Source organism: Paenibacillus mesophilus, from assembly GCF_005938385.1.
GTDB classification, from domain to species: domain Bacteria; phylum Bacillota; class Bacilli; order Paenibacillales; family NBRC-103111; genus Paenibacillus_AB; species Paenibacillus_AB mesophilus.
Map to the genome: position 1 here is coordinate 421,913 of NZ_VCRA01000005.1, position 12,072 is coordinate 433,984.

Here is a 12,072-nt window from a genome sequence, read left to right on the forward strand (position 1 = left end):
GCTTTCATGACATTTATTTCTAAGGGGGGCCCCATTGTGAGCGAAGATAACAAACAGTTGATTACGGGAAAAAGCATGATTTTGCGTCTGGAAATCGATACGAACCAGATCCGGTTCAGCGACATCGTCTCCGCGATCGCGGATGAAGGCGGCGATCTCGTCGCGATCGACGTCATTCAGACCAAACAAGAAATGTCGATCCGGGATTTGACGATCAACGTAGCGGACACGCTTTACACGGGCAAAATTGTCGAGAAAGTGAAGCAGCTTCAAGGGGTAACGCTCGTCAACGTATCCGACCGGACGTTTTTGCTTCATCTCGGAGGCAAAATCGAGACCAAGCTGAAAGTCCCGATCCAAAACCGTGACGATTTATCCCGCGTCTATACCCCCGACGTGGCGCGAGTATGCATGGCGATCCACGAAGAACAGCGGAAGGCGTATTCGCTGACGATCAAGCGCAATACGGTGGCCGTCATCTCCGACGGCAGCGCGGTGCTCGGTCTGGGCAACATCGGGCCCTATGCGGCAATGCCGGTCATGGAGGGCAAGGCGATGCTGTTCAAGCAGCTGGCCGATGTCGATGCGTTTCCGATCTGTCTCGACACGCAGGATACGGAAGAAATTATCCGTACGATCAAGACGATCGCTCCGGGATTCGGCGGTATCAATTTGGAAGACATCTCGTCCCCGCGCTGCTTCGAAATCGAAGAGCGGCTGAAGCAGGAGCTGGACATCCCGGTATTCCACGATGACCAGCATGGCACCGCCGTCGTCTTGTATGCCGGACTTATAAGCGCGCTTAAGCTCGTCGGCAAATCGATCGATTCGATCAAAGTCGTCGTCTGCGGTGTCGGTGCAGCCGGAATCGCCTGCAGCAAAATATTGCTCGCCGCCGGCGTGAAAGAGTTGATCGGCGTAGATCGGGAAGGCGCACTCGTATCGGACCGCACGTACGATAACCCGATGTGGAACTGGTACGCGCAGCATACGAATCCGAACAAAGTTTCCGGACCGCTCCGAGAAGCGATAGCCGGCGCCGACGTTTTTATCGGGGTATCCGCCGCCGGTCTGCTGAAACGGCAGGACGTAATGAACATGGCCCAAAATCCTATCGTATTCGCCATGGCTAATCCGAATCCGGAAATCAACCCGGAGGAAATCGAAGATATCGCCGCTGTCGTAGCGACCGGACGATCGGATTATCCGAATCAGATCAATAACGTGCTTTGCTTCCCCGGCATGTTCCGCGGAGCCCTCGATTGCAGGGCCAAAACGATTAACGAAGAGATGAAGCTTGCCGCAGCGGAAGCGATCGCATCGGTTATCTCCGATGACGAGCGGAACAAGCTGTATATTATTCCGAGCGTATTCAATCTGAAAGTATCGAAGCTGATCCGCGACAAGGTCGTCGAAGCCGCAATCCGTACCGGCGTTGCCCGCCGCATTCCGCGGGAGTATAGATAACGTTAAGCAAGTACGCGGCCGGTCTATAGGAATACAAACAGGCATGCGTTTGTCGGTTTCTTCGACAAAGGCATGCCTTCGCTGCTTCATTGCTTCCGATTCCAATTGAAAACGAATCGGGTGTTTACGATTTGCAGCGTAGCCCCGTCCGTCATCGGATACCATTTATAAGGAACCATCGGCTCGTTGTTCCAAAGCGTACCGTTTTTGGAGCCCAAATCTTTGGCGTAATAATCGGAATGCTCGCGGACAATTTCCAAATGAAGCTTGGACACGCCGGCCGCATCCTCCACATAATCGACAACCCCTTTCTCTCTGCCGATCACGTAACGTTCCGCCGACAGCCTCACCCGTTCGATCGCTCCGCCCTTATGCGCCTCCAGCTCCGGATAGCTCACAGACGGTTGTTCCGCCGTCTCCGTTTGATCGTGATAAGCTTCCGGCCGGAGCAGCACAGTAGCGTCGGATGGCCGAAGCCATGTCGTAGCATCGGGCTTCGTTGACACACCGGCACCCGGAATGATTCGATCTTCCGGCTGCGGCGGATCGAACGCGCTCCCGGATAAGGAAGCCGGTTCGCGGTCCGGCGCCTTTAGTACGGAATCCTTCTTCATAACCGGCAAATATCCGGTCAGACCCGTCATCTCCCGCTCTTCCATCGCCTGATACGAACGGGCAATCGCTTGCAGCTTGCCCTTCCCGAGCCAACGGGGGCGGAGCAGCACCGTTACGAACAGCACATCAAGGATAAGGATCGTCATCCCCGTCCAAACGCTCATCGCCCCATCGGATGCGCCTGACGGGTAGAAGCTCCACAGCAGCAGCAAACCGGCTCCCGCCGCTGCGCCGGCAAGCATTCGCTGTCGGTTGTTCAACGGTTCGGCCTTACTGCTCGCGGGCTGTCGTTGATCGAAATTATCCGCGTCTTCCCGCATAGGCACGAATGGGTCAGGCTCATAGGCAGGACGACTTTCGGCATTCTCCGATCCGGCCGTAATCCATCCCGCAGCCGGATTGCGAGCTTCCGTCTCGGCAGCCGCCGTCTTCGGGAACGGAGATATACCTGTTCCGTAACGATCATGTTGATCCGAAATACCGGACTTCTCCGTATCGGGATTCAAAAATGAGCTCAACATTTTCCGAATATGGTGAAATTCAAAAGTGTCCCGGTGTAAAGCGGATAGAAGCGAAGAAAATCCGCTTCCGTCGATGTGATCGATGCAAGCGGAAAGCCGCATGGCCAATTCCCGATACTGCTCTCGAACCTGCGGCTTCGCTACCGCGGCGGAAACGGGGACGTAAAGCAGTTCAAGCTCGTCAAGCGAATCGCCGCCGACAAAAATAAAATCCTCGTGCAGCCAATAGCCGTCCTCGCGCAGCATATACGTTTTGCTGTCATCGATCGTGCCCGCGCATTTCAACAAGAAACGGTAATAGGCCGGGAGCGATATCCGGCCCGCCATCATCCACTGCGACAACATTTTTTTACCGGTTATGTCGTATCGCAGCCTCACGTTCAAATCGATTTCTTCCGATTCGAACGGCAGATGACCGGGAATATCGTTCGCCTCCATCATCCGCAGCTCGATCCGTTCGAAATCGTCATATCGCAGTGTATCGGTTCCGGACAATACCAGGCATGTACCGCGGTGACGGATATAATCATAATGAAACCCGTATAGGGATCGTTCCATTCGCTTCCTCCTTCAGATGGCGGGGGAGCAGTATGTGGATGTGAACACCATGGCGGGCAGGACGGCATACATGAACGGAAAAGTCGCCGCTTTCGGTCTGTATGCGATCATGCCTTTCACGTCCCTGAACAGCAGCAATTGAAATAGCAGCGCACCCGTCATACGCAGCCGCTCCCCCAGCTCCCTTCGAAAAGCTACGATCGCCGCTCCGATGACGGCCGCGAACAAGATCGAATTCATTGCGCCGTTAATAACGAACGATCCTCCTGCAAGCGCTCCGATGGCTCCGAACAGCTTGACGTCTCCCGCCCCGACCGCACGAATCGCATACAGCGCCAGCAGCAGGCCAAAGCCGGCTGCAAAGCCGATCAACGCCGCGGCGAGGCCGCCCCACCCTCCGCTCCAGCCGTGATAAGCCAAGCCGAGAACCGTACCGGATAACGTGTACCGGTTCGGTATTTTACTCTCTTTGAAATCGTGGTAAAAAGACAGTACAAGCAGCAAAACGAGTCCGCCAACTACCATCCGAATACACCCTCCTTTATCGAAAGCCATTTCTGCGGTACTGCTTCCGCTCGTTTATTACGCTCCCGTCCATATTCGCTCGTATGCTTTTTTACGCAATGTAACCGTTTTGTTGACGAACGGAATCGGCAGCTTGACGGCATATTGAGCCGTTATTCCGATAAACCGGCTGTCCGACCCCGCCAAGCCGGGCAAGACGACTTCGGATATCGACAAGTTGTCCTTCTTCAGCACCGTTTCATCGGCATAGTGCATGACGGCTTCCTTAAATGCCGCATGAACGAGCGGATCGATTTTTTCCCGTACGAATTGATCGAGCTCCTCTTTGGCCATATGCTCGGCTTGCTCCCTCTTTTGCCGTTCCCAATCGACCCATCCGACCAGCACATCCGGTATGAAAGCTTTGTAGTCCTCCACCCACTGCTCACCCTCCGCGAGCTTGTCGCGCGCCGTGCGTATTTTCCCGAGCCATTCGTCTACCGTAGTTCCGACGCGACTCTGCGAATAAGCTTGCTTCGCTTCGATCGCAAGCAGCTCGACCGGGTATGCGTTGGCGGCCATCTGTTTGACGGTTTCGGAAACGGCGTTCTGCAGCGCCATATCGGCGACCGTCAACTTGATCAAGCAAATAAGCGCCAGCACGAAAGCCAGAAAAAAAGGAAGCGCCAGCGTCGCCTCCAAGCTGACGCTCCCACGTTCGTCATTTGCAAATCCGTCCCTTCTCCGTTTAGTTACCGCCGATTCCCCCTGTCCTAACCTATATCCAAATTAGATCGATTAATAGGATAATGAAGCCGTCTTTGATACGCTCGCCTGATTGCCTTGAATCGGATAGCCGAATGCAGCCAACGTATACGGCATGAACCAAAGACGAATATTCGTTTCGGTGCGCGCCTGCAAGTAGACGGCCGTTTCTCTCAAGTCTCGTCCCGTGTTCAGGTTGATCAAGCTCTGCATGCGGGCTGTCATCGGTTCCCGCTTCGTATGGAGCAGCAGAAACAACCGCAAATAATCTTTATAGTTCATCGTCAGTGTGGCCGGCGCTTTGGCCGTTACCGGCACTTCCTCCCCGTTTACGAGCTTGGTCATATCCGCGAACGCTTTCACTGCGCCTTCCGCAAGCGACCACAGAAGCATGACCATCGGATTGCCCATGGAGGCCGCTTTCGCTTCCGGAGATAGGAGCGCTTCGGCGGTGCGTACGGCCAATCGGATCGCGAACATTTCCGAGTAGGCCGCCGACTGATTTTTCAAGCAAGAATTAAGCCCGTACAGCAAATATTCCGCTTCTTGTGCTTGGAGCTCGTGACTGCCTCTTTCCGATTTTTCGTAATCCGGCTTCAGCTTCCCGTCCGGTCCCGTTTCTTTTCCATAAGTCCGGTAATTGAACTTGGTCAGCGCATATTCGTTGATATATAGCTCGTCCCGGAACTGGCCGGCAGCGGAGGCCAAACCATCCAGAAGTTTGCCGATCATGCCGGTCGTATTCTTCAACGCTTCATCCGCATCTCCCATCTCATTTACGGAAACGTCCATGCTGACGGCAACGCGATTGTAGTCCGCATATTTGCGATAAAGAGATACCGTACCGGAAGCGGGGTCTCCCGCTTCAAGCCGCTTGTACGCTTCCGATGATCCGTTCCCGCATTCCGCCCAAATTTTGCGGGCCTGATCCCATATCTCGCCGAATCGTTTTCGTTCTTCCTTTTTTCTCCTCGAAACATTTTCTTTGCCTGCAGCCCGCTTCTGTTCCTCCACCCGCTGTTCTCCCGTAAATTGTACCGCTCTTTGTCCGTAAGCATCATTGGAGCCGGTCAGCGCTTGCATTCGAGCGGAATCGAATTTATTGTCGCCCGCGAACAGCGTCGTCGCCGCGAGAGACGTCTCGAATCCGCTGTACAAAGCGCCGATGCCGCCGATTCCCGTTTTGTATTTGATATAATAGGAATCCGGCATGGCGGCCGCGTTCAGCGTGTCCTGCGATACGTTTGCCTCCGGGGGAAGAGTGTTTATTTCGGCCCTTATCCGATCGTCGATTTCTTTCGCGCGATCCAGCTTGTCCATGATGCTTTGCACCATTTCGGTCATCGCGATCTGATCGCGCCCCGCCTCCATTTTCGTCGTGTTCATTAGAAGCGTATACTCGGCGATGTACTGCAATATTTTCTCCAGCTCGCCGATCTGTTTGTTCAGCTCGTTCCAGCTTTGCTCCAGCTGCATAATCGATTGTTGAATGGCGGCGATCTGTTCGACTGCCTGCACCCCCGCTTGCATCATGCCCGCCAATCCGGCCTGCTTTTCCGCAATGGCGCGTCTCAACGAATCGGCTTGAGCCCGAAGCGACTGGACGGAACGTCTTAGCTCTTCGGCATCGCGCAGTCCGATCAATTGGCACAATTCGTTCAGCCGCTCCAGTTTTTTGGCGTAATAGCTTCGGAATATCGACGTTTTCTCCGCCAGCCTCTGAGCATCCGTCCACGCGTCGTCCAAGAAGTCGTCTCTTTGCGACATGAGCTGCTCGATCGTTTTCGCTTTATCGGCGAAGTTGGACATGCCGCCCAGCATGGACGCGGTGCCCGATCGTTTGGTCAGCTTGTCGGTAACGCTTAACGCGAATTCGACGGGTGCGCGGTACTTCATTTCTTCCAGCACCTGACGCCCGAACACGGCCTGGTTCCCGAGCGTATACAGCGGCTTGAGCGATTCCGATACGGATATCGGCTCGATCAGCTTGAAGCCGACGTTCCCGCCGGCGCTCAAGTTTTCTTGAAACACTCGGGTGAAAAGCTCCGCGCTTGCTTCCGGACTGTCGCCGACGCCAAATAAACCGTATCCTTGCAAAACCGGATCGTACGCGGATAAAACGGAACGGAGCGCCGCTTTCGTGGCCGTTTCCGCCTGGCGTTCCCCCATCTTCACCCGGACCGCATCGATCAGTGTCGCATGGAACGTAAATAACGGTGCGATCAGCAGTACGAGCGTGACGGAAACCGACCCTTTCCGCGACTTCCACATGCGCCGCCTCCTCCTTCCATTCGATTATTGATGAATGACGACGATAATGCCCTGACTCTCCAAATATTTACGAAGCGGCTTGGAAGGGCCGACTTTGCCGTCCTTCTCCTTGCGGAAAAAATGCCAGACGACCCCTTTCACTTGAGTACCTTGACGCATCAGCTCCACATCTTTGACGATCTGCGCCTCGTGATCCTTGCTCTTCGACGTGTAGCCGAGCTTCACTTCATGCATAAGGCCGTCGGCGTCGAGCGAATCGAGCTGCCGCTGCCTTCCGTCCGGAGTAGCGACCGTTACTTTGCTTCCCCCGGTAATGCTCCTCACATAGACGGCCGCTTCCTCCGCTCGGGCAAAAACAAGCTTTTGCTGCCGCGGCGCTTCGGGCGGAACGATTACTTGCGCTTCGGACTTCGTAATTAAATCTTTCACGCGTACAACGAACGTCCGGACGAAATCTACGTTCCGGATCAGCTCCACCGGCTCGGTTACGACCGAGCGCACCTCCGCCCCCATCCGGGAATCGGTCCATCTGCCCGCAAGGAAAGGCAGAACCCCGGTTTGCCCAAGCCGTACGGTCACTTCACGGTCGATCAGTCCGTGACGGTAGGTAAGCTCCCCATCCAGCTTGTCCGGCAACTCGTTCGCAGCCTTAAGCAATTTGCCTGCCGGTCCTTCTCCGCCCGAAGAAGCTGCCTCGCCCTCTGCCAATGGAAGCTGTACTTTCTGCAAGCCAAGGCCGGACCCGAACGAAAACATGCCGCTGATGCCGTCGCTGCCCGTACGCCAGTACAAACCGTCGTTCCGGCCCGGCAGCACATGGCCGGTCGTCCAATCTTTGGCGCTGTTGTCCCACGTAAACGCGGATCGCTCCGCGGTCGTCGCGGCCGTATAATACAAGCTTGCCTGCTCGTAAACGAACATGCTGAAGAACACGATGGAAACTAGCGCTATAATAATCGTCGGATAAATTAGGCTCGATTCCAATGTATAACTGCCGATTTCCGAGCGGGCGAAACGGACTGCGCGGATGCGGACTGCTGCGGTGATTCGTCTAACGGACGTAAGACCGCAATCCTCTTTCATGGATTTTTACAAGCATCCGGCGTCGCCAAGCAATCCTTTGTTCCCGTACTGCCAAGCTCCTCATTCGCTTCCCCGAACAGTTTCTTGATAAATGACAAGATCCACTTGCGGAATGCAACCGCGACAATGACCAATACGGCGACAATGAGCAGCAGCTCCAGCGTACCGATTCCATCCTCCTCCTGCCAAAAATGCGACAAACGTTGTTTGAATAAGCTCATTCCCAATATCCTCCTCTATTCCGATTAATCCATCAGCATGACAGCCGGCGCCGCGACGACGATCATGACGGCAAACAAAATTAGCAGCATCGGAAAAATAAGCTTCGCCGAAGCTTCCTCGCCGAGAATGCGCGTCATCGCCTTCCTTTTCTCCCACAAATCCCGATTCAGCGAACGGAGCGACATGACGAACAGCTCTCCGCCGCGCCGGTAATTCATCAGTACCGTTGTCGTGAATACCGAAACTTCCGCCACCAGGCAACGTTTGCTGAGCTTCTCCATCGCGATCGGAAACGACTCGTTGTTGCGCAGCCGGTTCGCCAGCATGATAAATTCGGCGGCCAACGGTCCTTTGTCCGGGTTGGACACGTACATATCCGCGCAGCGCATAATGGCTCCTTGCACCGTTTCGCCCGCATTGATGAGCAGCGTCAGCTTGTTCAGCAATTCCGGCAGCTCCATGACGAGCTTTCGCTTCTTGTCCGCTATTTGGCGCTCCAGCCGTTTTACCATGAGGAACGGGGATAAGCCCGCCAGCGCCAGCAGCGCGATGATCACATACATATCTCCCCGTGTCGCGAAACCGCAAAGCATCAAACCGATCAAGCAAAGAGCCGCAACGGACACCATATCGGCCGAGAACCGTTTCGTATGACGCATATCCGCATCTTCACCGTGCAAGGCGATCATTTTCTGGTACACGTTCCAGCGGCCCGATGCGAGCCGTTCCGTCAGTTTCGTCTTCTCGGCGACTTTCGAGGACAGGGGGGACATGTAGCGGAGCAGCTCCATCGACTCACGCTCCAATATCCATGATTTTGTGCGCCAACCATTGACTTGCCGCCAATATGACGAGCGATGCGGTCATGACGAGATGTCCGGCTCCCCCGTATAGCGGCTCCATATAGTCCGGGGAACTGAATGCCAGAAAAGCGACAATAACGAACGGAATAAAGCCTAACGCTTTCGCCTCGAACCGCTTCTGCGCAACCATGACGGAGATGTCCTGCTCGATTTCCATCTTCTCGCCGATCAGGTGAGTCGTCCGGCGCATCACTTCCACCAAGTCGCCTCCCGTTCGTTTGCACGCCGCGAATGCGTCGGCGAATTGCATAATATCTTCGATGCCGCTCCTTCGGCCGAAGTCGAGCAGTGATTTCTCGATCGGCTCCCCGTTTTCCGTGCGCCGGTTCAGACGGTCCAGCTCCCGGATCATGTCGGTCGAGCTGTCCGGATATAGCAGCCGCAAATCGTTACCCGCTTCACGGAACGCGTTCTCCACCGACCTGCCGGCCGATAACGCCGAAGACAACGAATACAGAGCGTGCTTGAACTGCCGCCGCAGCTCCTCCTTGCGTCTGCGGATCAACTGCTTGCGCCTGAGCCGAGGATAGCCGACGGCTGCGAATGAAATAACGAGACAAATCAATGCATTTTTGTAAAATAAAAAACCGATGGCAAACAGCAAAGTGCCTGCTATAAGGCAAGCGGATGCCTTCTCCGCGCCGGCCATCATGTACTGATCGTAATAGCCGGGCTCGGAGGAACGAGTGTCGACCGGCGTCCGTTTGCCCGACAATCGCAATGGCCTCAGCTTGGGCAATATACGGCGCCATTCTTTCTTGCCGAGCAGCACATAGATGGCGTAAGCGACAGCGCCGCAAGCAAGAGCAATAATCACGTTCCCCATTTCATCACCTCCTTCGATATTTCATAACTCGATACCGGCCAGCTTCAGCTTATGCTCCGACTGAAGCCGGTTGCCTGTCGGCTCTAGACCGCCGATCACTTTTCCCGATTCGTCTTCGCCCCGTTCTACGAAAGCAAACAACGGGTTGAGCCGAATTTCTCCCTGCTCGATGCCCGTCAGCTCGGTAATTTCCGTCACTCGCCGGCTTCGATCCCGGAACCTGGACAGATGGATCATCACATCGAGCGCGGAATCGATCTGTTTGCGTACGACCTCTACCGGAAGCGCGGCCCCGCCGAGCACCATCGTTTCCAAACGGCTCAACATATCGGGCACCGAGTTGGCATGGCCGGTAGATAAGCTGCCGTCGTGCCCGGTATTCATAGCCTGCAGCATATCGAACGCTTCGGCTCCCCGCACTTCTCCGACGATTACCCGGTTCGGCCGCATGCGCAGCGATGCGCGGATCATGTCGCGGATCGAGATCGCTCCTTTCCCTTCCGTATTGGCGTTGCGCGTCTCGAGCCGGACCCAGTTCGGAATTCCGCGGATTTGCAATTCCGCGGAATCTTCGATCGTAACGATCCTTTCGTCCGGCGGCACATAAGCGCATAACGCGTTCAGAAAAGTCGTCTTGCCGGATCCGGTGCCTCCGCCGATAAACAGGTTGTATTTGGCCCGGACAAGCTTTGCCAAAAAAGCCGCGGCTTCTTCATGGATCGCCCCTCGCGCAATCAGGTCTTTCATCATGAGCGGACTCGCCGGGAATTTCCGGATCGTCATCGCCGGACCTTTCAGGGCGATGGGCGGAAGCACGACATTGACCCTCGATCCGTCCGGGAGACGGGCGTCGACGATCGGAGTCGATTCATTGACGACCCGGTTTACTTTGGCGACTATCGTCTGGATCACGTCCTCAAGCTTTTCGGGAGTTTCGAATTTTCCTTCGTATCGTTCGACTCGACCATCCGTCTCGATAAAAATTTCATCATAGGCGTTGATCATCACTTCCGTAATCGATGGATCGTCGATTAACGGCTGAAGCACATCCAGTCCGCGAAAAGAATTGAAAATTGCTTTTACGATTTCTCTGCGCTCCTTGGCCGTTATGTAACGATCGCCGGAGTAACGGAATACGGTGTCTTCGATTGCGCGTATGAAGCTTTCGTCCGAATGGGACCCGGACAAATCGATCATGTCACGGATACGCTCGCGCAGCGATCTGGTTATCGTGTCGATTGTCAACGGTCGCTCCTCCTCCGGACAGACGAATGTCATTTGCCAACCGGGCGATACCCGCATAGAACATGGGTTCCGGCGATTGTCTGCTCGCGCCGTGCACTTGCTTCCAATTCGGCACGTACGGAAGCTTGACCGCGATCGGAGCGGTAAAGTTCGAAGCGGAGCCGGCATTCAATAAAGCATGTCCGTTAAAGCCCATATGCTTATTCATAACGAAACGGATTTTCCGCGCATCGGGACCGCCGCCCTGCCATCGCTCCAGCTCCGCGAGCAGTCTGAACGTCTTGTCGGACGATTCTCCGTCCTCCGTCACGATCCAGACGACCGCATCGCTTTCGGCCAACGCTGCAAGCACCCGTTCGTGCAAGGTAGCCTCCAGATCGAAGATGATCATGTCGTAACGTTTGGTCCGCTTCAACCATTCCACCAGCTTGGCAACATCACCGCGGGTCAGCTCGAGAGATTCCCTTACGATGCTGAAGCCGGAGAAATAATCGAAGCCGAACGGTTCGGCCCGGGAGATTAGGCCGGGCACACAGTCTCCGGTCCATGGAGCGTTTGTCCGCAACCCGTATACGAACCGGGCCGCTAACTCGGCGTCCGCTTCCTTGGGCAAATTTCTACCGGGGACAAGCTCCATATTCCAGTACAAGCAGCGTTCCCCCTTCTCTGCGAACGCCCGAGCGAGTTGAACCGAAACGGTCGTTTTGCCGACCCCTCCCGACCCCGAGAATACCGCATAGACGGCAGGCTCGTCCGTCACGGCGGCTCTATTCCCGGATGCCGTGAATTGTCTGTACAGCTCGATCACTTTGCCGAGCAGTTGATGAAGTGGCTGATATTTATAAACGCCCATCATCCCGGACCGTTCATCCGCCTCCTGTTTCGTCTCGCACAATCGGATCCGGCACCCTCCGGAGTGTTCGCCGATTTCAAAGTCCGGATGAACCAGATATAGCTGCGCCTTCCGGGTGCGGACGTACTCCTGCAGCATCTCTGGTCGGGTTGCTTGCCTGACCGACAGCTTGCGGCTCCATTCCGTCTCGCGGACGTAATCCGACAGCAGCACCATATAGCCCGTATCCCGGTCCGCTATGATCATCTCCAGCCTATCCGTCATCATGCCACTCCTTTC

At 55.3% G+C, this 12,072-nt stretch carries 11 protein-coding genes; 1 reads left to right on the top strand and 10 read right to left on the bottom strand.

What is annotated here, in order from left to right:
- The first annotated feature begins 75 nt into the window (after window positions 1-75).
- Complete coding sequence (locus tag FE783_RS11925) at window positions 76-1,467, top strand: NAD-dependent malic enzyme (protein ID WP_238403011.1); 1,392 nt, start codon at window positions 76-78, stop codon at window positions 1,465-1,467.
- Between the two features lie 86 nt (window positions 1,468-1,553).
- Here the strand turns inward: FE783_RS11925 and FE783_RS11930 are convergent, their stop codons facing one another.
- From FE783_RS11930 to FE783_RS11975, 10 genes are all read right to left on the bottom strand, one after another.
- Window positions 1,554-3,161, bottom strand: coding sequence for a DUF6382 domain-containing protein (locus FE783_RS11930; RefSeq protein WP_138879568.1), 1,608 nt, complete (start codon window positions 3,159-3,161; stop codon window positions 1,554-1,556).
- A 12-nt stretch (window positions 3,162-3,173) separates the two neighbouring features.
- Window positions 3,174-3,686: an A24 family peptidase gene (locus FE783_RS11935; RefSeq protein ID WP_158301755.1), complete on the bottom strand. Its 513-nt coding sequence runs from the start codon at window positions 3,684-3,686 to the stop codon at window positions 3,174-3,176.
- A 57-nt stretch (window positions 3,687-3,743) separates the two neighbouring features.
- Entirely contained in the window at window positions 3,744-4,367 is a 624-nt protein-coding gene (locus FE783_RS11940) for a hypothetical protein (RefSeq protein WP_138879570.1), read from the bottom strand.
- 96 nt (window positions 4,368-4,463) lie between these two features.
- On the bottom strand, window positions 4,464-6,701 hold the full coding sequence (locus FE783_RS11945) for a hypothetical protein (protein WP_138879571.1): 2,238 nt from the start codon (window positions 6,699-6,701) through the stop codon (window positions 4,464-4,466).
- Between the two features lie 24 nt (window positions 6,702-6,725).
- Window positions 6,726-7,784, bottom strand: a complete 1,059-nt coding sequence (locus tag FE783_RS11950) for a hypothetical protein (RefSeq protein WP_138879572.1) — start codon at window positions 7,782-7,784, stop codon at window positions 6,726-6,728.
- Complete coding sequence (locus FE783_RS11955; protein ID WP_138879573.1) at window positions 7,781-8,005, bottom strand: Flp1 family type IVb pilin; 225 nt, start codon at window positions 8,003-8,005, stop codon at window positions 7,781-7,783. The genes FE783_RS11950 and FE783_RS11955 overlap by 4 nt, the downstream gene beginning before the upstream one ends.
- Before the next feature lie 24 nt (window positions 8,006-8,029).
- Complete coding sequence (locus tag FE783_RS11960) at window positions 8,030-8,797, bottom strand: type II secretion system F family protein (RefSeq protein WP_138879574.1); 768 nt, start codon at window positions 8,795-8,797, stop codon at window positions 8,030-8,032.
- 4 nt (window positions 8,798-8,801) lie between these two features.
- Entirely contained in the window at window positions 8,802-9,695 is an 894-nt protein-coding gene (locus FE783_RS11965; protein WP_138879575.1) for a type II secretion system F family protein, read from the bottom strand.
- 21 nt (window positions 9,696-9,716) lie between these two features.
- A complete protein-coding gene (locus FE783_RS11970; RefSeq protein ID WP_238403012.1) occupies window positions 9,717-10,892 on the bottom strand; it encodes a TadA family conjugal transfer-associated ATPase in 1,176 nt (391 codons plus the stop codon).
- Window position 10,893: 1 nt separating this feature from the next.
- Entirely contained in the window at window positions 10,894-12,057 is a 1,164-nt protein-coding gene (locus FE783_RS11975) for a nucleotide-binding protein (RefSeq protein WP_158301756.1), read from the bottom strand.
- Between the last annotated feature and the right edge of the window lie 15 nt (window positions 12,058-12,072).